At 72.7% G+C, this 26,024-nt stretch carries 30 protein-coding genes; 14 read left to right on the forward strand and 16 right to left on the reverse strand.

Features of this window, described 5'->3' with window-relative positions:
* The first annotated feature begins 62 nt into the window (after positions 1-62).
* Both ACZ7DE_RS09855 and ACZ7DE_RS09860 read left to right on the forward strand, forming a co-directional pair.
* On the forward strand, positions 63-1,391 hold the full coding sequence (locus ACZ7DE_RS09855) for an ROK family protein (protein WP_470759234.1): 1,329 nt from the start codon (positions 63-65) through the stop codon (positions 1,389-1,391).
* A gap of 149 nt (positions 1,392-1,540) precedes the next feature.
* Positions 1,541-1,777 carry a hypothetical protein gene (locus ACZ7DE_RS09860; protein ID WP_470759235.1) on the forward strand — a complete coding sequence of 79 codons (237 nt, stop codon included), beginning with the start codon at positions 1,541-1,543 and terminating at the stop codon, positions 1,775-1,777.
* Positions 1,778-1,986: 209 nt separating this feature from the next.
* On the opposite strand, the gene ACZ7DE_RS09865 is transcribed toward ACZ7DE_RS09860, so the two are convergent.
* The 4 genes from ACZ7DE_RS09865 to ACZ7DE_RS09880 form a co-directional block, all read right to left on the reverse strand.
* Positions 1,987-3,015, reverse strand: coding sequence for an SDR family oxidoreductase (locus ACZ7DE_RS09865; RefSeq protein WP_470759236.1), 1,029 nt, complete (start codon positions 3,013-3,015; stop codon positions 1,987-1,989).
* Positions 3,016-3,131: 116 nt separating this feature from the next.
* Entirely contained in the window at positions 3,132-4,100 is a 969-nt protein-coding gene (locus ACZ7DE_RS09870) for an SDR family NAD(P)-dependent oxidoreductase (RefSeq protein WP_470759237.1), read from the reverse strand.
* Between the two features lie 370 nt (positions 4,101-4,470).
* Entirely contained in the window at positions 4,471-5,127 is a 657-nt protein-coding gene (locus ACZ7DE_RS09875) for an HAD family hydrolase (protein ID WP_470759238.1), read from the reverse strand.
* A gap of 34 nt (positions 5,128-5,161) precedes the next feature.
* Positions 5,162-6,202, reverse strand: coding sequence for a PHP domain-containing protein (locus ACZ7DE_RS09880; RefSeq protein ID WP_470759239.1), 1,041 nt, complete (start codon positions 6,200-6,202; stop codon positions 5,162-5,164).
* 125 nt (positions 6,203-6,327) lie between these two features.
* Between ACZ7DE_RS09880 and ACZ7DE_RS09885 the strand changes: the two genes are divergently transcribed.
* Positions 6,328-6,564, forward strand: coding sequence for a hypothetical protein (locus ACZ7DE_RS09885; protein ID WP_470759240.1), 237 nt, complete (start codon positions 6,328-6,330; stop codon positions 6,562-6,564).
* 31 nt (positions 6,565-6,595) lie between these two features.
* On the opposite strand, the gene ACZ7DE_RS09890 is transcribed toward ACZ7DE_RS09885, so the two are convergent.
* Together ACZ7DE_RS09890 and ACZ7DE_RS09895 are read right to left on the reverse strand one after the other, a co-directional pair.
* On the reverse strand, positions 6,596-7,186 hold the full coding sequence (locus ACZ7DE_RS09890; protein WP_470759241.1) for a VanZ family protein: 591 nt from the start codon (positions 7,184-7,186) through the stop codon (positions 6,596-6,598).
* A gap of 114 nt (positions 7,187-7,300) precedes the next feature.
* The gene (locus tag ACZ7DE_RS09895) at positions 7,301-7,990 is read right to left on the reverse strand and encodes a DUF4230 domain-containing protein (protein ID WP_470759242.1); all 690 of its coding nucleotides are present in this window, start codon (positions 7,988-7,990) and stop codon (positions 7,301-7,303) included.
* Between the two features lie 727 nt (positions 7,991-8,717).
* Here ACZ7DE_RS09895 and ACZ7DE_RS09900 point away from each other — a divergent pair.
* Complete coding sequence (locus tag ACZ7DE_RS09900; RefSeq protein ID WP_470759243.1) at positions 8,718-9,671, forward strand: ribose-phosphate diphosphokinase; 954 nt, start codon at positions 8,718-8,720, stop codon at positions 9,669-9,671.
* Positions 9,672-9,780: 109 nt separating this feature from the next.
* Here ACZ7DE_RS09900 and ACZ7DE_RS09905 read toward each other — a convergent pair whose 3' ends face one another.
* Both ACZ7DE_RS09905 and ACZ7DE_RS09910 read right to left on the reverse strand, forming a co-directional pair.
* Complete coding sequence (locus ACZ7DE_RS09905) at positions 9,781-10,161, reverse strand: anti-sigma factor antagonist (protein WP_470759244.1); 381 nt, start codon at positions 10,159-10,161, stop codon at positions 9,781-9,783.
* 189 nt (positions 10,162-10,350) lie between these two features.
* Positions 10,351-10,743: a MarR family winged helix-turn-helix transcriptional regulator gene (locus ACZ7DE_RS09910; protein WP_470760069.1), complete on the reverse strand. Its 393-nt coding sequence runs from the start codon at positions 10,741-10,743 to the stop codon at positions 10,351-10,353.
* A 179-nt stretch (positions 10,744-10,922) separates the two neighbouring features.
* Between ACZ7DE_RS09910 and ACZ7DE_RS09915 the strand changes: the two genes are divergently transcribed.
* The gene (locus ACZ7DE_RS09915; RefSeq protein WP_470759245.1) at positions 10,923-12,377 is read left to right on the forward strand and encodes an aldehyde dehydrogenase family protein; all 1,455 of its coding nucleotides are present in this window, start codon (positions 10,923-10,925) and stop codon (positions 12,375-12,377) included.
* A 43-nt stretch (positions 12,378-12,420) separates the two neighbouring features.
* Positions 12,421-13,527: an NAD(P)-dependent alcohol dehydrogenase gene (locus ACZ7DE_RS09920; RefSeq protein WP_470759246.1), complete on the forward strand. Its 1,107-nt coding sequence runs from the start codon at positions 12,421-12,423 to the stop codon at positions 13,525-13,527.
* Between the two features lie 76 nt (positions 13,528-13,603).
* Here ACZ7DE_RS09920 and ACZ7DE_RS09925 read toward each other — a convergent pair whose 3' ends face one another.
* A complete protein-coding gene (locus ACZ7DE_RS09925) occupies positions 13,604-14,572 on the reverse strand; it encodes an NADP-dependent oxidoreductase (RefSeq protein WP_470759247.1) in 969 nt (322 codons plus the stop codon).
* A gap of 71 nt (positions 14,573-14,643) precedes the next feature.
* On the opposite strand from ACZ7DE_RS09925, the gene ACZ7DE_RS09930 reads away from it, so the two are divergent.
* Both ACZ7DE_RS09930 and ACZ7DE_RS09935 read left to right on the forward strand, forming a co-directional pair.
* Positions 14,644-15,597 carry a GlxA family transcriptional regulator gene (locus ACZ7DE_RS09930; protein WP_470759248.1) on the forward strand — a complete coding sequence of 318 codons (954 nt, stop codon included), beginning with the start codon at positions 14,644-14,646 and terminating at the stop codon, positions 15,595-15,597.
* Positions 15,598-15,661: 64 nt separating this feature from the next.
* Positions 15,662-16,516, forward strand: coding sequence for a hypothetical protein (locus ACZ7DE_RS09935; RefSeq protein ID WP_470759249.1), 855 nt, complete (start codon positions 15,662-15,664; stop codon positions 16,514-16,516).
* A 25-nt stretch (positions 16,517-16,541) separates the two neighbouring features.
* On the opposite strand, the gene ACZ7DE_RS09940 is transcribed toward ACZ7DE_RS09935, so the two are convergent.
* Positions 16,542-17,105, reverse strand: coding sequence for a TetR/AcrR family transcriptional regulator (locus tag ACZ7DE_RS09940; RefSeq protein WP_470759250.1), 564 nt, complete (start codon positions 17,103-17,105; stop codon positions 16,542-16,544).
* Positions 17,102-17,464: a DUF1304 domain-containing protein gene (locus ACZ7DE_RS09945; protein ID WP_470760070.1), complete on the reverse strand. Its 363-nt coding sequence runs from the start codon at positions 17,462-17,464 to the stop codon at positions 17,102-17,104. Before ACZ7DE_RS09945 ends, ACZ7DE_RS09940 begins: the two co-directional genes overlap by 4 nt.
* A 92-nt stretch (positions 17,465-17,556) precedes the next feature.
* Here ACZ7DE_RS09945 and ACZ7DE_RS09950 point away from each other — a divergent pair, with 92 nt between their 5' ends.
* From ACZ7DE_RS09950 to ACZ7DE_RS09960, 3 genes are all read left to right on the forward strand, one after another.
* A complete protein-coding gene (locus ACZ7DE_RS09950; RefSeq protein ID WP_470759251.1) occupies positions 17,557-18,048 on the forward strand; it encodes a GNAT family N-acetyltransferase in 492 nt (163 codons plus the stop codon).
* 127 nt (positions 18,049-18,175) lie between these two features.
* On the forward strand, positions 18,176-18,640 hold the full coding sequence (locus tag ACZ7DE_RS09955) for a pyridoxamine 5'-phosphate oxidase family protein (protein WP_470759252.1): 465 nt from the start codon (positions 18,176-18,178) through the stop codon (positions 18,638-18,640).
* A gap of 73 nt (positions 18,641-18,713) precedes the next feature.
* Positions 18,714-19,106, forward strand: a complete 393-nt coding sequence (locus ACZ7DE_RS09960) for a VOC family protein (protein ID WP_470759253.1) — start codon at positions 18,714-18,716, stop codon at positions 19,104-19,106.
* Between the two features lie 473 nt (positions 19,107-19,579).
* Here ACZ7DE_RS09960 and ACZ7DE_RS09965 read toward each other — a convergent pair whose 3' ends face one another.
* Positions 19,580-19,876, reverse strand: a complete 297-nt coding sequence (locus ACZ7DE_RS09965) for a DUF4235 domain-containing protein (RefSeq protein WP_470759254.1) — start codon at positions 19,874-19,876, stop codon at positions 19,580-19,582.
* Between the two features lie 37 nt (positions 19,877-19,913).
* Complete coding sequence (locus ACZ7DE_RS09970) at positions 19,914-20,933, reverse strand: glutathione S-transferase family protein (protein WP_470759255.1); 1,020 nt, start codon at positions 20,931-20,933, stop codon at positions 19,914-19,916.
* 2 nt (positions 20,934-20,935) lie between these two features.
* On the opposite strand from ACZ7DE_RS09970, the gene ACZ7DE_RS09975 reads away from it, so the two are divergent.
* Positions 20,936-22,063 carry a cation diffusion facilitator family transporter gene (locus ACZ7DE_RS09975; protein WP_470759256.1) on the forward strand — a complete coding sequence of 376 codons (1,128 nt, stop codon included), beginning with the start codon at positions 20,936-20,938 and terminating at the stop codon, positions 22,061-22,063.
* A gap of 129 nt (positions 22,064-22,192) precedes the next feature.
* On the opposite strand, the gene ACZ7DE_RS09980 is transcribed toward ACZ7DE_RS09975, so the two are convergent.
* Together ACZ7DE_RS09980 and ACZ7DE_RS09985 are read right to left on the reverse strand one after the other, a co-directional pair.
* Entirely contained in the window at positions 22,193-22,642 is a 450-nt protein-coding gene (locus ACZ7DE_RS09980; protein WP_470759257.1) for a nitroreductase family deazaflavin-dependent oxidoreductase, read from the reverse strand.
* 160 nt (positions 22,643-22,802) lie between these two features.
* Entirely contained in the window at positions 22,803-23,426 is a 624-nt protein-coding gene (locus ACZ7DE_RS09985) for a LysE family transporter (RefSeq protein WP_470759258.1), read from the reverse strand.
* 575 nt (positions 23,427-24,001) lie between these two features.
* On the opposite strand from ACZ7DE_RS09985, the gene ACZ7DE_RS09990 reads away from it, so the two are divergent.
* Positions 24,002-25,210, forward strand: coding sequence for a cytochrome P450 (locus ACZ7DE_RS09990; RefSeq protein ID WP_470760072.1), 1,209 nt, complete (start codon positions 24,002-24,004; stop codon positions 25,208-25,210).
* A gap of 12 nt (positions 25,211-25,222) precedes the next feature.
* Positions 25,223-25,423, forward strand: coding sequence for a ferredoxin (locus ACZ7DE_RS09995; protein ID WP_470759259.1), 201 nt, complete (start codon positions 25,223-25,225; stop codon positions 25,421-25,423).
* On the opposite strand, the gene ACZ7DE_RS10000 is transcribed toward ACZ7DE_RS09995, so the two are convergent.
* On the reverse strand, positions 25,398-25,988 hold the full coding sequence (locus ACZ7DE_RS10000; RefSeq protein WP_470759260.1) for a TetR/AcrR family transcriptional regulator: 591 nt from the start codon (positions 25,986-25,988) through the stop codon (positions 25,398-25,400). The genes ACZ7DE_RS09995 and ACZ7DE_RS10000 overlap by 26 nt on opposite strands.
* Positions 25,989-26,024: the final 36 nt, after the last annotated feature.

The raw sequence follows: 26,024 nt of genomic DNA on the forward strand, positions 1-26,024 counted from the left end.
ATGTCGCGCGCGCCTTCCCGCAAGGGTATGTTGCAGGCCGGGCAGGGTTCGGAGGGAGCGACATGACGGGGCGGAACGGACGCACGGTACGCGACCTGAGGCGGGCCAACCGCACGGCCGTGCTGCAACGGCTCTACTTCGACGGACCCCTCAGCCGCTTCGAGCTCGGGCCGGCCACCGGGCTGAGCTCCGGTTCCATCAGCAACGTCGTCGCCGACCTGGTCGCCGACGGACTGGTGGAGGAGGCCGGCAGCGTCGACTCCGACGGCGGCCGCCCCCGCATCCTGCTGCGCGTGGCCCCCGGCAGCGGGCACATGATCGGCGTGGACGTCGGCGAGACCCGCGTGCGGATCGAGCTGTTCGACCTCACGCTCACCGAACTCGCCCGCACGGAGCGGCCGTTGGAGCAGTGGCGGTACGAGGTCGACGGCATCGTCGGCCACATCCGGGAGGGCGTCGCCGAGGTGCTGGCGGCGTCCGGCGTCGCCGCCGGGCAACTCCTCGGGGTCGGCATCGGCGTCCCGGGCATCGTCGAGCACACCCCCGAGCGCGGGGCTGTCGTGCACGGCCAGACCATCGGCTGGGACGCGGTCCCGTTGGAGGCGCTCCTGCGTGAGGGGTCCTTCCTGCCCGAGACCGTGCCCTTCTTCATCGACAACGGCGCCAAGACCCTCGGCCAGGCCGAGATGTGGTTCGGCGGCGGGCGAGGGGCGCACAGCGCGATCGTCGTCCTCTTCGGCTCGGGTGTCGGCGCCTGCCTCGTCACCCCGGAGGTGGAGCACGGCCGGGCCGTCGAGTGGGGGCATCTGACGGTCCGGGTCCGGGGCCGCCGCTGCCGCTGCGGCGCCCTGGGGTGCCTGGAGGCGTACGCGGGCGCCGAGGCGCTGCTGGAGCGCTGGCGCGAGCAGGGCGGCCGGCCGCCCCGGGGCGCCGACGAGGAGACCGCGCTGACCGCGATGCTGGCCGCCGCCTACCCCCCGGACGCCGGGGAGCCCACCGACGGAGAGGGCGCCGTCGGCGCAGGGGGGAGCGCCGATCCGGTCGCGCTCGCCGTCCTGGAGGAGACGGCGGAGTACCTGGGCGCCGGTCTGTCCGACCTGATCAACCTCTTCCAGCCCGAGCGCATTCTCATCGGCGGCTGGGCCGGCCTGCAGCTGGGCGCCCGCTTCCTGCCCGCCGTACGCCGCCACGCCACCGCGTACGCGCTGCGTCACCCCGCGCGGAAGGTCACCGTCGAGCTGGGGCGGCTCGGCCCCGACGCGGTCACCGTGGGGGCGGCGATCCTCCCGCTCGCCGACTTCTTCGGCCGCGGCGGGCGCCGCCCCGAGCCCGCGCCGAGCGGCCCGTCGCCGGCCTGGCAGACGGTGCTGGAGGAACGCGCCCCCCGCTGAGCCCGCCGTGCGGCCGGCGTCGCCCCGCGGTGACCTGGCCCCCCAACGTTTCACCGGCCACCGCGGAGGTACTCGCGAGGCGCCCGGACGACCGCCGTCCGGCGATGTCGCCCGCGCTCGGCGCGGCGTGACCGTGAAGGGAGGACGTCGTGGCCGAACACCGTCTCGAAGGCCCGGGCGAGAACGGCACACCGGTCCCGCGCGACCTGCCGGACCAGCAGGCCGACGGGGGAGAGGACCACTGGGACGCCGCCGAGCCCGAAAAGCCGAAGAAGCCCGCCGAGGACGTCCCCGACACCGATGAGGCGGGTACCGGCCGGCAGGGCGCCCCTCAGGCGGACCGCGGCCAGTCCGAGAGCCCCGTGCCGGAGGAGCCGACCGGCTGACAGGCCGGCACCCCGACGGGCCCGACCGAGTACGTCCCGGTCGGGCCCGACCTGTGCCGGCTCACCGGGGACGGCTGACTCACCGGGAACGACCGGTTCACCGAAGACGGCCGCACCGGCGCGCCGACCGCACGGGCCAGGGCCAACAGGCGAACCGGCCGGGGCGAGCCGGGCGCACCGGCCCTCGCCGCACTCGGTGCGCGCCGGCGTCAGCCCACCTTTCGGCCGCGCAGCGGCTCCGTGGCCTCGCCCGCTCCGGCGCGCATGTCCAGCAGGAACTCCTCCAGCACTTCCGGCGCCGTGTGCTCCGGGCGCCAGCCCAGTTCGACACGGGCGCGGGTGCAGTCCATCAGGGGCAGCCGCAGGACCGCGTCGAAGAGGTGCGGCGAGGCCGGGAGCAGGTGCATGCCCCAGGCGGCGGCGATGGCCGAGCGGGCCGCCGTCCGGGGCAGCCGCACCGGCTGGGCGTCGAACATCTCGCCGAGCAGCTTCGCGTCCACGGCCGGCTCCGCGGCCAGGTTGAAGGCGCCGCGCACGTCCGTGCCGAGGGCGAGCCGGTACGCCTGGGCCGCGTCGTCGGTGTGCAGCGCCTGGACCCGCAGCCCGGGGATGTCGGGCAGGAAGGGCAGCAGCTCGGGGCGGGCGAGCCGGCCCGGCAGGAACCTGCCCCCGAAGATGCGCCGTTGTTCGCTCGCCGACTCCCGCTTGAACAGGAACGCGGGCCGCATCCGCACCACCCGGGTCGTCGGCCGCTCCCGCTCGAAGGCGTCGAGCGCCCGCTCCAGGTAGGCCTTCTCCCGGCAGTAGGCGGCGTCCGGCCAGCCGTGCGTGGGCCATGACTCGTCGACCGCGTGGTCCTTGGGGCCCGGCGAGTACGCGCCCACCGAGGACGCGTGCACCAGCACCGGCACGTTCGCGGCGGCCACGGCCTCGAAGACCCGGATGCTGCCCAGGACGTTGGTCCGCCAGGTCACCGCCGGATCATGCGTGGGCTGGAACGCCCAGGCCAGATGCACCACCGCGTCCGCGCCGCGGAAGGCGCCGGCGAGGTCGGCCCGGTCGGAGGACAGGTCCACGGCGGTCCACTCGGTCCTGCGCGGGGACCAGTCCGGGATCCGCCGGGCCAGACCCCGCACCGAGGCGACCTCCGGATCCTCCGACAAGAGCCGCACCACACTCGTGCCGACGTTGCCGGTGGCGCCCGTGACCACGACGTTCATGCCCGTTGCGCTGCTCACCTTCGGCTCCTCTCGGCGCTCCCGTCAGGGCGAGCGACCGAGTACCCCGGCCGTGGCCGGCGTACCGGGCGACGCCCCGGAAGGCGATCGGCGTCCGCCGGGTGGAGCGAGCGGGGTCATCCCCGTGCGGGGAAGGCGTTCACCCCCGTCAGCTCGGCGGACAGCTCCCACAGCCGCGCGGCCTGCTCCGGATCCGTCGCCCAGTCCCTGACGCCGTACCGGTCGCCGTCCGCGGTGGCGGGCTCGGCGATGTCGCAGTCCTCCAGGTAGACCCCGCCCAGCCCGTCGAGCTGCGGGGACGTCGCCGCCCACACCTGGGTGGCGGCGCCCTGCCGCGGAGTCTTGAAGCCCTCCTGGGCGATGACGTTGCCGTCCTCGTCGATCCACCCGCGCTCCACCATCTCCTCCTTGGGGAGGTGCCGCTGCAGCGGAGTCATGATGCCGCCGGGGTGCAGCGAGAAGGCCCGTACGCCCCGGTGCCCTGCCAGCCGGTCGAGATGGACGGCGAACAGCACGTTCGCCGTCTTCGCCTGTCCGTAGGCCTCCCACTTGTCGTAGCCCCGCTGCCAGTGGACGTCGTCCCAGCGGATGCCGGAGAAGTGGTGGCCGCGCGAGGACACCGAGACCACGCGGGCCCCGCCGGGCTCGATCGCGGGCCACAGCCGGTTGACGAGGGCGAAGTGGCCGAGGTGGTTGGTCGCGAACTGCGCCTCCCAGCCGGGCCCGACGCGGGTCTCGGGGCACGCCATGACGCCGGCGTTGGCGATGAAGAGGTCGACGGTGCGGCCGGAGGCGAGGAAGCGCTCGGCGAAGCCGCGCACGCTGTCGAGGTCGGCGAGGTCCAGTTCGTCCACCTCGACGCCGTCGAGCCCGTCGAGGGCTTCCCGGGCGGTCGCGGGGCGGCGGGCGGGGACGACGACACGGGCGCCGGCCCTGACGAGCGCACGGGTGGTCTCCAGGCCCAGCCCGGAGTAGCCGCCGGTGACGATCGCGAGCCGTCCGCCCAGGTCGATGCCGGCGAGAACGTCGTCGGCGGTGCTGTGGGCGTCGAACCCCGAACCGATCTTGTGCTGTGCAGTGCTCATGTCCGAGACGCTATGAAGTGAAGTGCACTCGAAGTCAAGCGCGCCTGCCGCGCCTCGGGGAGTCCGGGCAGAAGAATGCCCCGACCGCGACGGGGGAATCACGGTCGGGGCGGTATGGGCGTGGGTGCGGACGGCGGTCGCCTCTCGGCGAGACGCTCCACAGGGCTTCAGCCGGACGATCGTCCCTGTGGGCAGAAGGTGAGGCCCGGGGACACTGTCCCGTCCACACCCACGGTTTGTTCAACGGGTAACTACCTATGCGTGTTCCCCCGCCGGCCGCAGTATGCAGTGACGTCCGTCACCCTGATCGTCCGTCAGTCGGCGGGGGCCGCCCCGGTGGTCGTCGTCCGGGCCGCCGGTCGCCGGGAGCTCAGGCCAGCGGGCTCGCCGACAGGGACCTCAGGAGGTCGGCGGGATCGTCGTAGACGGCCTCCGCGCCCGCTTCCAGCAGGTCGGCGCGGGGGATGCCGCCGCACAGGACGCCCACGCAACGCACCCCGGCCCGGCGGCCGGCCCGCATGTCCCACACGGTGTCGCCCACGAACACGGCCCGTTCGGCCGGCGCGCCGACCAGTTCCAGGGCGTGCCGCACGGGCTCCGGCGCGGGCTTGCCCTCCTCGACGTCGTCCGCGCTGGCCGTCGCGGCGATGACGTCGTCCGCGTCGATGGCGCTGCGCAGGGCCGACAGTTCGGCGCCGCTCGCCGAGGTGGCGAGCACGACCGTCCAGCCGTCGTCGTGCAGCCGGCGCAGCAGCCGACCGGCGTCCCGCAGTGGCGGCAGCCGGTCGAAGTACTGCCCGTAGAGGGCCTTGTGGGCGGCGCTGAGCCGGGCGTCCTCGTCCTGGTCCCGGTCGTCGCCGAGCAGGCGGGCGACCAGATCGTCGGACCCGAGTCCGACCGCCCGGTGCACGGCGTGCATCGGCACGTCGTGGCCCGCCTGCCGGAAGGCCTCCCACCAGGTGACGACATGCAGGTGGTTGGTGTCGACGAGGGTGCCGTCGACGTCGAACACGGCGGCGCGCGTCATCTCGGTCCTTTCTCCAAAACGTCCGGGTACCACCTCACGGGCCGGCCACGCCCGCCGGCACGCGCCCTTCCCGCGTCCAGGCCAGCAGGTCGTCCAGCGGCCAGGCCGTCACGATCCGCTCCGCGGGCACCTCGCACTCCTCGGCCCGCGCGCAGCCCAGCACCTGCCAGTCGAGCTGGCCCGGCGCGTGCGCGTCGGTGTCGACGGAGAACAGCACGCCCGCCTCCATGGCCCGGCGCAGCAGCCGGCGCGGCGGGTCGAGCCGTTCGGGCCGGCTGTTGATCTCGACGGCGGTGCCCGACTCGGCGCAGGCCGCGAACACCTCGTCGGCGTCGAACTCCGACTCCGGCCGCCCCCGCCCGCTCAGCAGGCGGCCGGTGCAGTGGCCGAGGATGTCGGCGTGCGGATCGCGCACGGCGTTCACCATGCGGCGCGTCATCGCGCGGGCCTCCATCCGCAGTTTGGAGTGCACGGACACGACCACCACGTCCAGCCGCTCCAGCAGTTCCGGCTCCTGGTCCAGCGACCCGTCGTCGAGGATGTCGCACTCGATGCCGGTCAGCAGCCGGAACGGCGCCCAGGTCGCGTTGAGCTCCTCGACCACGTCCAGCTGGCGGCGCAGCCGCTCGGGGGACAGCCCACGGGCCACCGTCAGCCGCGGCGAGTGGTCGGTGAGCACGGTCCACTCATGACCGAGCGCGGCAGCCGCCCGGCCCATCTCCTCGATGGGGCTGCCGCCGTCCGACCAGTCGGAGTGGACGTGGCAGTCCCCGCGCAGAAGGGCCCGCAGCCGGGTCCCCGCGCCGTCCGTCAGCGGGCGGCCGGCCTCCTCCTCCAGCTTCTCCAGGTAGGACGGCACCTGCCCGGCGAGCGCCTCGCGGGCCACCTGCGCGGTCTTGGGCCCCACGCCCTTCAGCGACTCCAGCGTCCCTGCCGCCGCCCGCTGCTCGACCTCCGGCGCGGGCAGTCCCGCCAGTACCCGCGCCGCGGTGCGGAAGGCCCGCACACGGTAGGTCGGCGCCAGGGACCGCTCCAGCAGGAAGGCGATCCGGTCCAGAGCCTCGACGGGATCCATCGCCACCTCCTGGCTCCAGAGTTCCCCAGCCGCGCCTCGACCGCACGACGAACGGAACCGTTCTTTCCCGGCGAGGGGCAATCCCGATGATTCGTACTGGCCGGTTCCGATTTACCCTCTATGTCATGACCGAAATCGCGAGCCTTCGTGTCTCCCGGCCGCGGATCATGGTGCTCGGGGTGCAGCCGGGACGTGTGCCGTTCCGCATCGTGGAAATCGACGCCGAGGTGGTCGGTGAGGCGAGAGACGTGACCGACGTCCTCGAGATCGCCGCCGCGTACGGCATCACGGTCCATGATCTCGACGACCCGGACACCGTGCGCTGGGTGGGCGGGGACAGGTACACCTGGAAGCCGCACTGACCGGCCTCCGGGTTTCGTGCCCCGCGCCCCGTTACGCGCGCCGCTCCCGCGCGTGCACCGCGCGGCTCACCCGGCGTCCCAGGAGCAGGTAACCGATCAACGCCCCCGTGGTGTTGAGGATGACGTCGTCGATGTCGAAGGCGCGTCCGGTCACCAGCGCGCCCTGGGCGAACTCGACCAGCAGCATGACGGTCGCGGTCAGCAGCAGCACGCGCAGCATCCCGCGCGCCCGGGGCGCGACGACCGGCACCAGCACCCCGAAGGGCACGCCGAGCAGCAGGTTCCCGCCGATCTGCTTCACGGCGTCGCGCAGTTCCGGTTGATCCAGGTAGGCCCGCAGCGAGTCTCCCGGACGCAGGTTGGAGTGCACCAGCGCCGTGGAGGCCGGCGACGGCTCCAGGGTGATCCGGGCGAGTACGACGGCGAACGCCACCATGAACCCGAAGGCCAGCAGCATCGCCAGCAGCCGGAGCGGGAACGGCAGCGGCCGGTGATCGGCGTCTGCCTTCCCCGCCCTGCTGGGCTTCTCGGGCCTGCCCCGGGGGGCGGCGGGTTCGGGTTCGGCGGTCTTGGCGGTGCGCAGGCGGAACGCGGTGAGCGGACGTAGCGCTGCACGGGCCATTCGGTCCTCCAGTCTTCAACATCCCCTGAGTGATAGGGCGGTTACCCGCGAAAGGCCCAGGAATGCGGGCGGCCTTCCCGGCCCCGCCCACGTCGCCGCGCCCGGCCGCCGGTGTCAGGTGCCGTAGGACACCTTCACCTCCTCGAAGCCGAGGGAACGCAGCAGCCCCTGGAGCATGTCGGTGGTGTTGGTCTCGGCGCGCGCGGTCAGCTCGCTCTCCTTGGCCGCCTCGCCGATGTGCTTGACGGCGAGCTTCTGCACCGCCTGCTCACCGCCTGGGTTGTCCGAGAAGAGGTCGCCGAGGCGGTCGAAGAGACCGCGCTGCTTGGAGACCGCGTAGGAGCGGTCGGGGTCGAGCGCCGGCTTGCCGAGCTGGGCGTGCGGCAGCCGGAGCGTGGCCGAGGTGCGCTCCTCGTCGACCGTCACGTTCTTGTCGCTGACCTTGCCGAGGTCGACATAGGCGTCCACGGTGCCCGCCCCGACGTACAGCGTGCGGGTGCCGCGGATCGCGTCGGGAAGGTACTTGGCGTCCTTCTCCAGGTCCACGACGACCTGGAAGTTGCCGGAGGCGGCGTCGTAACGGCTCATGTCCTGGATGGACTTGAGCAGGGCGGGGCCCGAGCGGTCATGGGTCTCGGTGCCGAAGAAGTCGCGCAGTCCCGGCAGCAGGCTCAGCCGGATCCCCGCGAACATCACGACGAGGACGACCACGACGGCGGTGAGCACCTTGGCCCAACCGGGCATACGACCGGTCTGACGCCGGGTGGGCTTGGTGTCCTTGGTGGGCTCGATGGAAGTCGTCATGCGGACAGCCCTCCTTCCTACCTGACCGGATTCCCGTCAATTCCCCCGTCAGACCGGTCCGTTGACAATCTGTGACAGGAGGGGACCGCGCAGCTCGCGGATGATCACCGCTGCGGCCCGCCCGGTCGCCGCCGCAGTGCGGCAACCGCGTGACCCCGGGCGCGCGGCCGGACCGGGCCGCAACCCGGCCGACGTGCTACTTCCGGGCCGCCTCGCCGAGGTCCGGTCGGGCCTGGGCCAGCGGGCCGTCTCCGACGCGGGCGCGCCGGGGGTGACCGGCGCGAACTCGACCGGAACCCGACGCCCGACCCGGGCCGCGAGGAAGCCGATGCATGGACACAGGGCCACGAGAAAGCCGTCGGCTGACGCCGGCCCCGAGGACGTGCCACCGCACCCGCGGGTGGCGAGCGCCCGGCGCCGGTGACCGTGCCGCACGGCGGCTGCGGATCTTCTCCGAACCCGGCTCGGCCCCGACCCCCTCACCCGGTTGGCCCATCCGGCCGGCCGTCCCGGCCGTCCGAGGGCGGCTGTCCGACGGGCGGCTTTCCGATCGGTCGCCCGGCCGGTGCTGAACGGCACCGGGCGGCACCGGGCGGCATCCGGTGCCACCGGGCTCCGCAGGGCGGGGCGCGGACCGCGGGGGTAGCCCTGCGGGTGGGGGAAACGGGCCTGGTCCGTAGCATGAGAGCTCCCGCCCCGGCCGGACATGATCAGCGAGGAGCCGATCGTGCGAGACATCTCCGTGTTCAGCGGCAGTGCCCACCCCGAGCTGGCAGCCGAGGTCTGTGCCCACCTCGGCGTGCCCCTGAGCCCCACCCGCCTCAGCCGGTTCGCCAACGACTGCCTGGAGGTCCAGCTCCAGGCCAACTGCAGAGAGCGTGACGTCTTCCTCGTCCAGCCCCTGGTCCGGCCCGTGCAGGAACACCTCGTGGAGCTGCTGCTCATGTGCGACGCGGCCCGGGGCGCGTCGGCGGGCCGGATCACGGTCGTCATGCCGCACTACTCCTACGCCCGCTCCGACAAGAAGGACGCCCCCCGGATCTCACTGGGCGGGCGTCTGGTCGCCGATCTGATGGCCGCGGCCGGCGTCCACCGCGTCCTCACCATGACGCTGCACTCGCCCCAGGTGCACGGCTTCTTCTCGATGCCCGTGGACCACCTGCACGCCCACCGGGAACTGGCCGCGCACTTCCGCCGCTACGACCTCACCCGCACCACCGTGGTCTCGCCGGACCTCGGCAACGCCAAGGAGGCCGCCGCCTTCGCCCGGATGATCGGCGCCCAGGTGGCGGCGGGCGCCAAACAGCGGTACGCCGACGACCGGGTCAGCATCAGCGCCGTGATCGGCGAGGTCGCCGGGCGGGACGTCATCGTCCTCGACGACGAGATCGCCAAGGGCAGCACGGTTGTGGAACTCCTCGACCGGCTGAGGGAGTTGGAGCCACGGTCGATACGGGTGGCGTGCACCCACGGGCTCTTCGCGGCCGGCGCCCTGAAACGGCTGAGCGAACAGCCCGACGTGCTGGAGATCGTGTGCACCAACACGGTTCCGGTGCCCGTCGAGGAGCACACCGACAAACTGCGGGTCCTGTCCATCGCCCCCGCCCTGGCGGAGGCCGTGCGCCGCATTCACAACGGTGAGTCCGTCAGCGCCCTGTTCGACGCGGAGTGCGGCCACTAGCGGGGGCGCGCGGCCCGGAGCGGGGCCGGCCGGGCGGACCGTGCGGCAGGCCGGACAGGGCACGGCAGGCCGGGCGGGCAGGGGGATCGGGGAGCGCTTCCGAGCGCCGTCATAACGTGCCGGTCGTGGCCCCGGGCCGTTCCAGGGCCGCGTCGAGCGTCGTGGCGGGCGGCAGCAGCCGGGACAGTCCGGTGGCCCGCAGGATCCGCAGGGTGAGCGGGTGGGCGCAGACGAGGTGCAGATGACCGCCGCGGTCGAGGATCCGCCCGCGCGCCCGGTACAGCAGGCGCAGTCCGGAGCAGTCGAAGAACTCGATCCCGGTCAGGTCGATCACGATCCGCGGTGCGGGACCGGCGGTCGCCTCGTCGAGCAGCGGGCCGATCTCCGTGGCCGCCACGAGGTCGATCTCGCCGTGGAACTCCAGCACCGTGAATCCCCGGTCCTGGCGGATGCGCAGATGCGGGGTGTCCGCCGCGGGTTCCTGCTGCACGACGACATCGCCTCCAACCCGCTCCACCGGTCGGGAGCTTCCAACGGGCGGGGAGCATGCAGCAGTTCCCCGCTCCAGCAAGTTACCCCCGATGGAGTGAATTCCAGCATGTTCGATTGACATATGTCTTCGAAATGCAACCGAGTCTGGCCGAGTTTTTTCGCGTCGTGAGCGAAGGGGGGCGCGGCGCTACGACAGCGCGTGCCACGCCTTGGACAGAGCCGCCCGGAACTGCTCCGTCTGGTGTGCCGTGAGCTCCCGCACCATACGCTCCTCCAGCTCCCGTACCGGCCCGGCGTGGCGCTCCAGCAGTGCGCGGCCCTCGTCGGTGAGCAGGATCAGCAGTTCGCGCCGGTTACGGGGGTTGCGCTCGCGCCGGATCAGGCCGCGCCCCTCCAGGGAGCGCACCAGATCGGCGATGGACTGGGCGGTGACGAAGGAGTCCCGGGCCAGCTGGGCGGCGGACAGTCCGTCGTGCCGTTCCAGCACGGTGAGCGCCGTGTACTGCAGGGCCGTGATCCCGGACGGTCTCACCAGCTCGTCCAGGTGGGAGCGCACGACCAGCTCCACCTGCTTCACCATGTAGAGCAGGGACGGGGGCGTCCTCTGCGGCTGGGACGCGGATGCTGCTGTCTGGGTCGTGTGGGTGCCGGCCATGACCGCGAGCGTAGACCATTGACAGGAAACCTGTCCGTAATGAGACTGCGAACCAACAGGAATCCTGTTTGTTGAAATCTTGGCGACGATGCTGAGGAGTGGCGATGACCACCTTCGAGACCGACCCGGGCAAGCTGTTCGTCGGGGGACAGTGGCGCGAGGCCGCGGACGGAGCGCGAACCGAGGTGGTCGACCCGTCCCGGGGTGCGGTCGTCACCACCGTCGCGGAGGCGGGCGCCGCCGACGTGGACGCCGCCGTGCGGGCCGCCCGGCAGGCCTTCGACGCCGGACAGTGGTCCGGCCTCAGCGGCCGGGAGCGCGGCCGTGTCCTGCTGCGCGTGGCCCAGCTGATCCGCGAGGAGGCCGACGAGATCGCCCGGCTGGAGAGCCTGGACGTCGGCAAGCCGATCACCCTGGCGCACGCCGTCGACGTCACCAACGCGGCCAACGACTACGAGTACTTCGCCTCTCTCGCCTTCAGCCTGGACGGCGCCAACCGCGACACCCCCATGAACGCCCTCGCCTACACCCGGCGGGGCCCGATCGGCGTGGTCGCCGCGATCACCCCGTTCAACTTCCCGCTGATCCTGGCCGGCTCCAAGATCGCCCCGGCTCTCGCGGCCGGCAACACGGTCGTGCACAAGCCCGCCGACGAGACCCCGCTCAGCGCCCTGTACATGGCGGGGCTGCTGCAGCGGGCCGGCGTCCCCGACGGCGTCGTCAACGTCGTCACCGGCAGCGGCCCGGTCGCCGGCGAGGCGCTGCTGCGCCACCCCGGCGTCGACAAGATCGCCTTCACCGGTTCCACCGCGATCGGCCGGCACGCCGCGAGCATCGCCGGCGAGAACCTCAAGCCGGTCACCATGGAGCTCGGCGGCAACGCGGCGCACATCGTCTTCGAGGACGCGGACCTGGAGAAGGCCGTCGGCGCGGTCATCAAGGGTTTCGTCTTCAACACCGGACAGTTCTGCATGGGCGGCCCGCGTCTGCTCGTGGCCCGCCCGGTCTACGGCACCCTGCTGAACATCCTCGCCGAGGCCGTCCCCGGCGTGCCGGTCGGCGACCCCCGGCAGCCGGAGACCGTCGTCGGCCCGATGGCGGGGGAGAAGCACCTGCGCAAGGTCGAGGAGTACGTCGACCTCGCCCGCAAGGAGGGCGCCCGCATCGTCTGCGGCGGCGAACGCCTCGACCTCGACGGCGGCTACTACTACAAGCCCACCGTCATCGCCGACCTCGCCAACGACTCCCGTGTGGTGCAGGAGGAGATCTTCGGACCCGTCCTCACCGTCCAGCCCTTCGACGACGAGGACGAGGCCGTCGCCCTGGCCAACTCCACGCCGTACGGCTTGGCTTCGGGCGTCCAGACCGGAAACCTGGCCCGCGCCCACCGCGTCGCCGACCGCCTCCAGGCCGGCATCGTCTGGGTCAACGACTGGGCGATGCTCGACCCCGCCGTCCCCTTCGGCGGCGTCAAGGACTCCGGCTTCGGCCGTGAGTACGGCCCCGAGGCGCTCCACTCGTACACCAAGGTCAAGTCCGTCGTCGTCTCGCTCGACTGAGTGCGCCCGCCGAAACGCCTGCAAGAACAAGGGAGTTCCATCGATGCCCATCACCACCCGCGCCGCCGTCGTCGAGTCCGCCGGAGCGCCCTTCATCCTCTCCGAGGTCGTCCTCGAGGACCCCGCCCCGCACGAGGCGCTCGTCCGGCTCGTGGCGACCGGGCTGTGTCACACCGACCTCGGCGTGGCGAGCGGCGGTCTGCCGTTCCCGCTGCCCGGAGTCCTCGGCCACGAAGGCGCGGGGGTCGTCGAGGCGGTCGGCTCCGCGGTCACCGGCGTTGCCCCCGGCGACCACGTCGTGCTGTCGTTCACCTCCTGCGGCGACTGCCGCAACTGCCACGGCGGCCATCCCGCCTACTGCGCCGGATGGCTGCCGCTGAACCTCCTCGGCGGTCGCCGCGCCGACGGGACCAGCACCCTCAGCCGGGACGGCGAGGCGCTGGGCGGTCACTTCTTCGGCCAGTCCTCCTTCGCCGAGCGGGCGCTGGTGGACGAGCGCAGCCTCGTCAGGGTCGACCCCGACGTACCGCTGGCCTCGATCGCTCCGCTGGGCTGCGGAGTGCAGACCGGCGTCGGCGCCGTCTGGAACGTGCTGAAGCCGGAGACCGGCAGCACGGTGGTCGTCCTCGGCGCCGGTGCCGTCGGTCTCTCGGCGGTCATGGCGGCCGCCCTGACCCCGGCCACCTCGATCATCGCCGTCGACAAGGTCGCCGAACGCCTGGATCTGGCACGGGAGTTGGGCGCCACCCACACCATCGACACCGGCCAGGCCGCTCTCGGTCAGGCCGTCGCGGAGATCACCGGCGGACAGGGCGCCGACGGTGTCGTGGAGACCACGGGCAGCACGGCCGTCCTGCGTCAGGGCGTCGACGCGCTCGCCGCCCGCGGCACCCTCGTCGTCGTGGGAGCGCCGCCCTTCGGCAGCGAGGTCGCCCTGGACGTCAACGGACTGCTGGGCGGCAAGCGGGTGGTCGGACTCACTCTCGGCGACAGTGAAACGCAGACCTTCATCCCGGCCCTGGTCGACCTGGTCAGGACGGGCCGGCTTCCGCTGGACCGCCTGATCGGCACGTACGCCTTCGCGGACATCGGTCAGGCGGTCCAGGACATGACCTCGGGCAAGACCATCAAGCCGGTCCTGACCTTCTGACGGCCCGCCGGTCGCCGGCTCGCCGCCGGCACGCCGCCGGCCCGTCATCCGCTCATGCCGTCATCCCCTCATCCCGTCAGTCCACGGTGAGGACCAGCTTCCCCGTGGTCCGGCCGGTGTCGCCGAGCCGGTGCGCCTCGGCGGCATCGGCGAGCGGGAACGTGCCCGCGATCGTGGCGCGCAGCAGGCCCGACTCGACCAGCCCGGCGATGGCGCGCATCCCGGCCCGGTCCGCGTCCACGAGCATCCGCACCGCCCGCACCCCGAGCCGCTCGGCCTCCTCGTGGAACTCGTCCGAACCCACCGGGAGGATCGACACCACGATCCCGCCCGGCCGCAGCACGCCCAGTGACCGCACCGAGGTGTCGCCCCCCAGGGTGTCGAGGACGACGTCGACGTCCTTCACGGCCTCGGTGAAGTCGGTCTCCCGGTAGTCGATCACCTCGTCGACGCCGAGCTCGCGCAGGAAGCCGTGCTTGCCCGCGCTGGCCGTCCCGATCACGTACGCGCCGCGCGCCTTGGCGATCTGCACGGCGACATGTCCGACCCCGCCCGCCGCGGCGTGGATCAACACCCGCTGCCCCGGACCGAGTTCGGCGGTCTCCACCAGCGCCTGCCAGGCGGTCAGCGAGACCAGCGGCAGCGCGCCCGCCTGGACGTGGTCGATGCCCTCGGGCTTGTGCCACAGGGCGCGGACGGGGGCGATGACGTACTCGGCGTGCGAGCCGTGCCCGAACGGGTACGGCAGCATCCCGAAGACCTCGTCGCCGGGCGCGAACGCGGCGACGCCGATGCCGACGGCCTCCACCGTTCCGGAGACGTCCCAGCCCAGGACGAAGGGCGGCTCGCCCAGGAACCCGCCCGTGGCGCGGTGCTTCCAGTCGGTCGGGTTGACGCCGGCGGCGCGCACCCGGACCAGTACCTCGTTCGGACGCGGCGCGGGGCGCGCCGCCTTCACCTGCTTCAGTGCCTCGGGACCGCCGAGGACGTCCTGACCGATGACGCGCATGGTGTTACCGGAGCGCGACGTGTTCACAGTGCTCATGGTGAACCAGCCTGCCGGGCCCGGCCCGGCCGGGAAATGGCATGATTGCCAATATCCGATAGAATCGTGCCATGCCCATCGGAGACCCGCACCGTGTCGTCGTCCTCGCCCTCGACGGCGTCTACCCCTTCGAGCTCGGCATCCCGAGCCGTATCTTCGGTGCCGCCGACGGTCACTACGAGGTGCTGACCTGCACGGTCGACGGCGGTCCGGTGCGCACGAACGCCGACTTCACGGTCGGCGTGGAGCACGGCCCGGAGGCGCTGGAGACCGCCGACACGGTGGTCATCGCGCCGGTCGCGCCCGATCGGGTGACGGAGCACCTGCCGGACGGGGTCGCCGAGGCCCTCGTCAGGATCCGTCCCGAGGCGCGCATCGTCTCCATCTGCACCGCCGCCTTCGTCCTTGCCGCGGCCGGACTGCTCGACGGCCGCCGGGCGACCACCCACTGGCATGTGGCGGACCTGTTCCGCCGTATGCACCCGCAGGTCGACCTCGATCCGGACGTCCTCTTCGTCGACGACGACCGCGTGCTGACCTCGGCCGGAGCCGCCTCCGGCGTCGACGTCTGTCTGCACCTCGTCCGCAAGGACCACGGCAGCGAACTCGCCAACAAGGTGGCCCGCCGCTGTGTGGTGCCGCCCTTCCGTGACGGCGGCCAGGCGCAGTACATCGAACAGCCCGTGCCCGAGACCGGCGCGGCCGGCACGGCGGCGACCCGCGCCTGGGCCCTGGAGCGGCTCCACGAGCCCCTCACCCTCGCCGACCTCGCCGCGCACGCCCGGATGAGTCTGCGCACCTTCGCCCGCCGCTTCCACGACGAGGTCGGCCTGAGCCCCGGCCGCTGGCTGATCCAGCAGCGCGTCGCGCACGCCCGGCACCTGCTGGAGGCCAGCGACCTCTCCGTGGATCAGATCGCCGGCCGCGTCGGCTTCGCCACCGGAGCCTCCCTGCGCCAGCACCTGCACACCGCGATCGGGGTCTCGCCGCAGGCGTACCGCAGGACGTTCCAGACGGCCCGCTGAACGTTCGCGGCCGCCGCGCCGTCGAAGGGGCGGCAGGAGAGGGTGACCGAAGGGGAGGGCGGACATGCGCAGAGGGTTCGTGGCGGTGACGGCGGCGATGCTCGCCGTCGTGGGATGCGGCGGGGACGGCGACGAGGGGGGCCTGGTCATCGACCATGGGCCCGCGGCGTCCCCGTACGCGGGCCCGCTCGACATCGCCACCGAGGAGTTGGACGAGGACACCCCTCAGGCCGCCCTCCGCGCCTCGGGCGCCGCGGGCCGGGCACTGGAGTGCGACGGGGAGATCCTGCGCGGCGCCGGCCCCGACGGATGGGGGAGGGGCGACGGCGGCGACAGCCCCGAGGAGGGGCTGCGGCTCTACTTCGACATGTTCGACCCGTCGGGACCCCGCTCCGGATTCCGTGTGGAGCGCGAGGAGGCCGACCGCGTCCTGTACTCGTACGACGTCGGCGGCCGCACCAAGGTCGCGGTCGTCGTCGCCCGGGACCAGAAGGACCGGCCCGGCTGGGGCCCGGAGACCGAGGCCTCCTGCGACCCGGCCGAACTCCCGGCGAGCGTCACGGACTCCGGCGAGGAGGAGGTCTGGACCGACCGTGCCGGGAAGCGGGTGCCGACCACGACGCTGAGCAGCCACGCGGGTGCCGAGCACTGCGGCTGGCAGAAGGCGCACTTCCTGGGAATGGGCCGGGGCGAGGAGTACCGGCAGTACGTCCGCGACCCCGGCGGCCTGCTCGAAGGCGAGCAACTCACCGCCCCGTACGACGGTGACGTCCCGTTGCCCGCCGACGCGCACGACACCGGATACCGTTACGGGGACTGGCAGTTGTGGCTGACCGACGACCCTGCCACGGCCTATGTCCGCACGCCCGACGCCGTCGAGGCCTGGCCCCGGGCGAAGGCGCCGGTGGCCTGCAAGTGACGCCCGGCCTGCAAGTGACGGCCGCTCAGCGGCTCGCGTGCAGCGCGACCAGCAACTGCCAGACCTGGTCGGCGATTTCGCCGGGGGTGCCGTCGAGATCGCCGTGCAGCCAGTCGGCCAGCACCCCGGCGAAGGTCGCGGCGACCGCCGAGGCGACCAGGGGTGCGTCCGCCGCTCCCGCCCGCTCGCGCTCCCGCAGGCTGTACGCCCGCAGGTCCCGGTGGAGCACCCGGCCGAGCGGTCCGCCGCCGCCCGGCGCCAGCAGCGTGCGGTAGAGCGCGGCGTGCGGGGTCAGCGAGCCGAAGAACTCCGCCAGCGCGGCCGGCGCCCGGACCGGATCCGGCCGCCCCCGCCAGGCGTGCAGCGCCTCCACGGCCTCGCGCACGACGTCCGCGCAGGCGTCGACGGCCAGGGCCTCCAGGTCGGGATAGTGCACATAGAAGGTGGCCCGCCCTACACCGGCCCGGCGCACCAGCGCGGCCACCCCGACCTCCTCCAGCGGCCGCTCGGCGCACTCCTGGAGCAGCGCGGCCCGGAGCCTGGCCCGGGTGCGGGCGGCCCGCGGGTCCTCGGGCGCGCCGCGCGTCACTGTGCGACCAGGACGGCGGCCAGGGCGAGCGCGCCGGGCAGGGCCTGCGCGAAGAGGATCCGCCGGTTCGCGGTCACCGCGCCGTACACGCCCGCGACGATCACGCAGGACAGGAAGAACACCTGCGCCCTGAACCCGGTCGGCTCGGCCGCGACCAGCCCCCACACCAGGCCCGCCGCGAGGAACCCGTTGTAGAGCCCCTGGTTGGCCGCCATCGATGCGGTCCGCTTCGCCAGGTCGGCGTCGAAGCCGTGGAACGACATCCCCGCCGGCTTCTGCCACAGGAACATCTCCATCACCAGGATGTAGAAGTGCAGCGCGGCTACCAGCACGACCAGCACGTTCGCCAGGATTTCCATGATCTCCCTCAACTTCTTGGACAGGTGCCCATCATAGCGGGACACCTGTCCAGGAAGTCCAGATGTCAGAGGCGGTCGCTAACCTGCCGCGCATGACCGATCACGAGACGAGTGACTCGCGGGCGGACGTCCGCACGGCCCTTCCGCAGGACATACCGGGGCTCGTCGCCTCAAGCTCCGCGCTCTTCGCCGAGGACGCCGGCAGCCGCGACCCGAGCGTCGACGCCGACTGGCCGCGCCGGCACGGCGCAGCGTCCTTCGCCGCCACCCTCGACGACCCGTCCCGCCTGGTGCTGGTCGTGGAACACGGCGGACAGGTCGTCGGCCATCTCACAGGGACGGTTACCGAACCCTCGGCGATGCGGCCGGTGAAGTCCGCCACCCTCGTCGGCATGTACGTGCGCCCGGCCCACCGCAGGGGCGGGGCGGGCGCACGGCTCGTCGGGACCTTCCTCGCTTGGGCCGCCGAACAGGGTGCCCACCAGACCGAGGTGACCGCTTATACGGACAATGTCGACGCCCTCCGCTTCTACGAGCGTCACGGCTTCGCCCCGCGCTCCCTCACGCTCCGCCGCTCGCTCTGACTCCCGTCAGGCAGCACGAGGTCCCTCTGTGGTCCTCTGCCGCTCCGCGCGGCGACGCGGGGGAAACCGTCACCTCCCGGTCGGCGGAACGGGAGCGTCGGGAGGGCGGGGCGCTCACACTGGGATCATGACGCCAGTACCCGTACGCCCCGCGAAGCAGCGCAAGCTCGACACCCTCCACCGGCTCGAACACGACGTCGACGCGTGGGTCGCCACGGCCGCCGAGGACGGCACGGCCCCCTATCTGGTCCCGCTCTCCTTCGTCTGGGACGGTGCGACCCTCCTCTTCGCCACCCCCGCCACCAGTCCCACCGGCCGCAACCTGCTGGCCACCGGCTTCGCCCGCATCGGCGTCGGTCCGACCCGGGACGTCGTCATGATCGAGGGCACGGCCGTGGCGGTGTCGCCCGCCGAGCTTCCCGAGGAGGACGCCGAGATCTTCGCCGGCAAGACCGGCTTCGACCCGCGCGAACTGTCCGCGCCCTACCTCTACTTCCGGGTCCTCCCCGGCCGGATCCAGGCCTGGCGTGAGGCCGACGAACTCCAGGGGCGGGAACTGATGCGGGACGGGCAGTGGCTGGTGGCCGACTGAAACGGGGGTATCCGCAAGGTCCGGGGACGGGATACGCCCGCCCCGGCCCGGACCTCGCGGAGGAGACGACGACATGGCATTGGTGAAAGCGGGCGTCGTGGTGCTCGACTGTGCCGAGCCCGAGAAGCTCGCCGAGTTCTACAAGGGGCTGCTCGACGCAGAGGAGACCGACGCGAGCGCCAACCGCGTGGAGATCAGGGGCGCCGACGGCACCCGCCTGGCCTTCCGGCGCGATGTGAACGCCACCCCGCCGAGCTGGCCCCGCCCCGAGAACTCCCTCCAGGCCCACCTGGACTTCATCGTCGACGATCTCGACGAGGTGGAGCGCAGGGTCGTGGGTCTGGGCGGCCGCCCGCTGGAAACCAAGGGCGCCCCCGGCCCGCACGAGGAACGAGGCTACGCAGACCCGGCCGGCCACTCCTTCACTCTCCGCCTCGAACCCTCCACAGCCCCGAAGCAGGGTTAGAGCCGAGCCGGACCCGGGCCCCATCGCAGACCCTGACGCCCCGCCGAAGGACCATTGCCCCTACTGCCCCCATGCCCAGCCTCCGACGCCGTCCGGCCCTTCGGTCCGGGCGGCGTCGGGCCGGACCGGGGCACGCTGCGCGGCGGATGGGCGGACGGGCTGAGGGGCCGAGGAGTAAATGGGCCAAGGGGGCGCGAGACCGAACCCGGGCCTGCCCCGCCATCCCTGGCCCTGCCCCGCCCTGAGCCGGGCCGGGCTGCCCGCAGCGGGGGAGGCCGTCCACCCTCTGGTCCACCCCCTGGGATCCCCCCGACTGACCCTGGCAACGCCCCGCCCCGCCCCGCCCCGCCCCCGCCCGGCGGCGGTCGGCGGCGGGCGGCCGCGCTCGCGACACTGGGCGCCCAGCGTCGCGAGCGCGGCCGCCCGCCCCCGGCTATCCCGGCCCCGTCCAGGAGACGACCGCGGCCGGTGCCTCAGTCCCGGCCGCCCTTCTCCTTGGCGGGCCAGACACCCGTGGAGCGTTCGATCGCCTTGGCGCCGGTGCGGTCGGCGGCGCTGCGGGCCGCCGCGAAGATCGCGCCCTGCACCGCCGCGGCCAGCAGCACCTCGCCCCAGCCGCGGTCGCGGTCCAGCGCGTCGGGGGCGTCGTCCTCGTGTCGGATCATCTTCCACGCCTTGCGGAACGCGAGGCCCGCCAGCGCGCCGCTGGCCCAGCCGAGCGCGAAGCCCACGGGCTGGTAGACAAGGGGGAGTTTCCTCTTCTTGGACACGTCGGTCTCACTCCTTCTGTGATGGGCGGACGGGGTCTCAGGGCCGTCCCGGGGCCGGAACCTGTTCGTCGGCGCGCACCGGCCCGGGCGGTGTTCCGTCGCCGAAGGGGTGGCCGCCGAGTTCCTCCCGGTGGTGCGCGGAGCGCCAGCCGGCCAGGTCGGGGCCGAGGGGGACGATCCGGGTCGGGTTGATGCCGGTGTGCACCTGGTAGTAGTGCCGCTTGATGTGGTCGAAGTCGACGGTGTCGCCGAAGCCGGGCGTCTGGAAGAGGTCGCGGGCGTACGCCCACAGGACGGGATTCTCCGCCAGCTTCCAGCGGTTGCACTTGAAGTGACCGTGATAGACGGCGTCGAAACGTACCAGCGTGGTGAAGAGCCGGATGTCCGCCTCGGTGATCGTGTCGCCGACCAGGTACCGCTGCCCGGTCAGCCGGGAGGCCAGCAGTTCCAGCCGCCGGAAGACGTCCGCGCACGCCTGCTCGTACTCTTCCTGCTCACTGGCGAAACCCGCCCGGTACACCCCGTTGTTGACGTCCTCGTACACCCCGGCCATGACCGTGTCGATCTGGTCGCGCAGCCGCTCGGGGTAGAGGTCGGGTGCGCCGGGACGGTGCAGGGCCGTCCACTCGGTGGCCAGGTCCAGGGTGAGCTGCTGGTAGTCGTTGGTGACCAGCCTGCCGCTGGGCACGTCCACCATCGCCGGCACGCTGACCCCGCCCGGGTGCTCGCTGTCCCGTCGCTCGTAGGCCTCGCTCAGGTAGCGGATGCCGAGCACGGGGTCGCGGCCGTCCGGATCGAGGGTGAAGCGCCAGCTGCGATCGTCCTGGATGGGGTCGGCGATCGCCATCGACAGCGCGTCCTCCAGACCGAGGAGCCGCCGGGAGATCACCGCCCGGCTCGCCCACGGACAGGCACGGCTGACCACCAGACGGTATCGGCCCGCCTCGACGGGCCAGCCGTCGCGGCCGTCCGCGGTGATCCGGTCGGTGAAATGACTCTTTGACCGTTTGAACGCCGTGTGCCCGTACGCGCTGTTGTCGTCGCCCCCGCCGCCCATGCTTGCCTCCTGGTGATGATGCGTTTCCTGCTCAACGCGTTCCCCGATTTCCGCCGACGGCACGGTGTGAGCGCCATCGGCCGGGGCAAGCGGCGAACGTGACCGGGACACCTTCCACACGGAACGACCATCGGACAGCAGAAGAGACGACGCGCGGGAAAGGAGATCGCAGTGCCGAAGGGAAAGCCGATCGGAGGACGCGCGTCACGATCCTGGTGGCTCTCGCCGCCAACCTGATCATCGCCGTCGCGAAGGCGGTGGGCGGCCTGTTCGCGGGCTCGCCCGCGCTGCTGTCGGAGGCCGCGCACTCCGTGGCCGACAGTCTGAACGAGGTCTTCCTCCTCGCCGCGCTGCGCCGCAGCCGCCGCCCCGCCGACCGGCGCCACCCCTTCGGCTACGGCAAGGAACGCTTCTTCTGGTCGCTGCTCGCCGCCGTCGGCATCTTCGTCATGGGCGGCTGCTTCTCCTTCTTCCAGGGCATCGAGGCCCTGCGGTCGGGCGCCGACGAGACGATGAGCGGCTATGTGGCCGGCCTCGTCGTGCTCGGCGTCGCGTTCCTGGCCGAGGGCGTCTCGCTGCTGCGGGCCCTTCACCAGGTGCGCAAGCAGGGCGGGCGGGTCGCCGGCCTGCGCGACCCGGCCCTGCGCACGGTCGTCGCCGAGGACGGCACGGCGGTGCTCGGAGTCACCCTGGCCGCGATCGGGATGGCGCTGCACATGGTCACCGGGCAGGTCGTGTGGGAGGCCTCCGCATCCCTGGCGATCGGCGCGTTGCTCGTCTACGTCGCCTACGGGCTCGGCCGCGAGGCCCGCGACCAGCTCATCGGCGAGGCCGCCGACCCGGAGACCGGCGGGCGCATCCGCGCGCTCCTCGACGCCCAGCCCGAGATCGACAGCGTGGAGGCGCTGTTCACCATGAAGATGGGCCTCGACTCGGCGCTTGTGGCGGCCCGTGTCGACCTGATGCCGGGCCTGGACAGCGAGCGCGTGGAGGAGGTCGCCGTGCGCATCAAGCGCTCGATCGCCGGCGTGATCCCCGAGGCGGACCAGATCTTCCTCGATGTCACTGATCGTCCCGCGCGCGAGGCAGAGGAAAGCCCCGCCGCGACGGGGGAACGCGGCGGGGCCTGACAGTCGGCTGCCCGGTGCGAACGCCTTCATGCGTCCCGGCCGACAGATATTTCTACGAAAATCTCGGACCGAAGCCCTCCGCGCCGGCGGAGGGCTTCGGCGCACCCGGACACGGCGTCCGTGATCCGCTCAGCTGCCGTCCACCGGTTCCACGACGAACACCGGGATCTCCCGGTCCGTCTTCTTCTGGTAGTCGGCGTACGGCGGATAGGCGGCGACGGCTCGCTCCCACCACTCGGCCTTCTCCGCGCCGGTGACCTCACGGGCCGTCATGTCCTGCTTCTTGGGCCCGTCCTGGAGCTCGACCCGAGCATCGGCCTTGACGTTGTGGTACCAGACCGGGTGCTTGGGCGCGCCGCCCAGGGAGGCGACCAGGGCGTAACGGCCGTCGTGCTCGACCCGCATCAGCGGCGTCTTGCGGATCTTCCCGCTCTTCGCACCCCGGGTGGTCAGCAGGATGACCGGCAGACCGGAGTCCCGCAGCGTCGTGCCCTCCGTGCCGCCGGAGCGCTCGTACAGCTCCACCTGCTCGCGCACCCACTGCGTCGGGCTGGCTTCGTACTCGCCTTCGAGAGGCATGGCATCCGTCCCCTTCGTCATGTCGTCCTCGTCGAACGTCGCGTCGTCCGCGCGCCGTACTCGAACTCCCGTGCTTCGACCCGGTGCTTCGACCCGCGTTCTCCGACTCGCGTCGTGCACAACACCGGTACCCGCGTGATTCATCCGCATGGCGTCAGGCCTAGGCCACCATCCGCACGGCCAGCACCGTCATCACCGCGCTCGACGCGAGGGCCGTCACCAGTCGCCCGCGGTGTCCGGTCAGGGCCCGGCCCAGCAGCGCGCCGCCCCCGGCCAGCAGGACCTGCCAGCTCGCGGACGCGACGAAGGCCGCGAGCACGAAGACGCCCTGTTCCAGCGGGCGTACGGGATCCTCGGCGCCGGCGCCGAGGACGAGCGCGGCGAAGTAGACCACGGTCGTCGGGTTGAGGAGGGTGATGCCCAGCAGGCTCAGGTAGGCCCGCCCCGGGCTCGGCGCAGGCGGCACGGCCCGGGTGCTGAGCCGGTGGGCCCGGTACTGGCGCAGCGCCGTCACCGCCCCCCGCGTCGCCAGCGCGAGCAGGACCAGGGCCGAGGCCCAGCGCAGCGGCGTCAGCACCGGCCGCAGCACGGCGGCGACGGCCGCGCCGCCGACCGTGGCGACCAGGGCGTACAGCCCGTCGGCGGTGGCGACGCCGAGGGCGGCGCACACCCCTGTGCGCAGGGATGTGCGGGCGGTGAGGGAGACGAGGTAGGTCGCGACCGCGCCGACGGGTACGGCGATGCCGTATCCCGCGACCAGGCCCGCGACGAGCGCGGCCGTCACGATCGCGCGGTGTCGGGCCTCCGGGGAGCGCCGGGCTGCTGCTGGACCGGCACCGGCAGAGCGGCGGCGGACGTCGGCAGCAGGAGGGCTTCGTAAGTGGCCATGGCCGGATCCTGCGGGTGCCCGCAGGTCGACCGCAACCGTTTTTCGTCGGCCGCTCCCAGCCCGACCCCGAAGCCGCTTGCGAAGCCGCTTGCGAAGACGTCACGGATGTCCCCCGATGCCGCTGCCGTGGGCCTCCCGAAGCTGTCCGACGTCTCCCCGAGGAGGTGCTCGGAGCGAACGGTTCCGGCCGCATCGCCCCATTCGTCGATCTGGCCGAACTCTGCGTCGTCTTATAGGTGCCTGGGCCATCTAATGAAGATCGGCAGGACGCACCCCTCCTCTGCGAGGTCACCATGACGGACACCAAGGTCACCCCGGACACCGAAGACACGACGAACGCCCGAGACGCCACGGACACCCAAGAGACCGCGAACGCCCAGGACACGCCGAACACGGAAGACACGCCGGACGGCAAGTCCACGGCGCACGGCCGGGTCACTGCACACAGGGCGGAGGCAGAGGCAGAGGGGATGGCAGGGCCCGGGCCGGGGTCGGCGTCCGTCGCCTTTCCCCAGGACCGCACCTGTCCCTACCGGCCCCCCGCCGCCTACGACCCCCTGCGCGCCTCCCGTCCGCTGGCCCGCGTCACCCTCTACGACGGCACCACCGCCTGGCTGGTGACCGGTCACGAGGCGGCCCGCGCCCTGCTCGCCGACCCGCGGCTGTCGACCGACCGCACCCGCCCCGGCTACCCGATGACCTCGCCGCGGCTGCGGGCGCTGAAGGGCCGCCGGGCCGCCCTGCTCAACGTCGACGACCCGGAACACCACGTCCAGCGCCGGCTGGTGGTGGCGAGCTTCACCCTCAAGCGCGCCTCCGCTCTGCGCCCGGCCATCCAGCGCGTCGTCGACGAGCGGATCGACGCCATGCTCGCCCAGGGGCCGCCCGCGGAACTCGTGAACTCCTTCGCGCTGCCCGTGCCCTCCATGGTCATCTGCGAACTGCTCGGCGTCCCCTACACCGACCACGAGTTCTTCGAGGAGCAGTCGCGACGGCTGCTGCGCGGCCGGGACCTGCAGGAGGTGAGCGGGGCACGCGACAGGCTCGAGGTCTATCTCGGCGCGCTGGTCGACCACAAGCTCGAGGCGCCGCCCGGCGACGGCGTCCTCGACGCGCTGGTCCACGAGCAGATGCGCGAGGGTGCGATCGACCGCGAGGAGGCGGTCGCCCTGGCCACGATTCTGCTCGTCGCCGGGCACGAGACGACCGCCAACATGATCTCCCTCGGCGTCCACACCCTGCTCCAGCACCCCGAGCGGCTGGCCGAACTGCGCGCCGACCCCTCGCTGATGCCGGCGGCCGTCGAGGAGTTGCTGCGGATGCTGTCCATCGCGGACGGACTGCTGCGGCAGGCCACCGAGGACGTCGAGGTGGCCGGGACGACGATCCGGGCCGGGGAGGGCGTGGTCTTCGCGACCTCGGTCATCAACCGCGACGAGAGCGTCTTTCCCGCACCGGACGCCCTCGACTGGCACCGCTCCGCCCGCCAGCACGTGGCGTTCGGCTTCGGCATCCACCAGTGCCTCGGCCAGAACCTGGCCCGTGCCGAGCTGGAGATCGCCCTGAGCACCCTGTTCGCACGGCTCCCCGGACTGCGTCTGGCGGTCCCGGCCGAGGAGGTCCGCTTCAAGCCCGGCGACACGATCCAGGGGATGCTGGACCTCCCCGTGACCTGGTAGGAGGCCACCGGCATGGACATCCACATCGACACGGACGTCTGCATCGGCGCCGGCCAGTGCGCCCTGGCCGCGCCGAGCGTCTTCACCCAGGACGACGACGGCTTCAGCACCGTGCTGCCCGGCCGCGAGGACGGCGGTGGCGACCCGATGCTCCGGGAGGCGGTGCGGGCCTGCCCGGTCGGCGCGATCAAGGTGTCCGGGACGACGGGCTGACCTCCGCCGGGTCCGGCCACCGGTCCAGCAGCAGCCTCGCCGCCTCGCGCGCCTCCGCCGCCGGGGCGGCGTCGCCGCTGATCCCCGCCGTCACCATCGCGCCCTCCGCCAGCAGGAACAGCACGCCGCTCAGCGCCGGCGGCAGTCCGGCGTCGGCCACCAGGGATCCGAGGTAGTCCCGGAACGCCCGCTTGTGCGCGCGGACCTGGCGGGTCACCCGCTCCGAGGTGGCGCCCAGCTCGCCGTACGCGTTGATCCACGCGCATCCCCGGAAGTCGGGCTCGGCGAACCACGCCTCCAGCCAGTCGAACACGGCCACGATCCGCTCGCGGGGGTCCTCCCGCAGCGCGACGGACTCCGCGAGCCGTCCGCGCCAGCGCACGTCCCGCCGTTCCAGATACGCCTCCACCAACTGCTCCTTGGCCGGGAAGAGTTGGTACAGGCGCTTGAGCGACACCCCCGAAGCGCCACGGACGTCGTCCATGCCGACGGACTGCACGCCCCGCCCGTAGAACAGCTTCTCGGCGGCGTCGAGCGCCTGCTCGCGGGCTGTTGCGCTGTCCATGGGCGACCACCGCTCCTCTGCGTTCCTTGACGCACT

It is taken from the genome of Streptomyces sp. NPDC037083 (assembly GCF_055606485.1).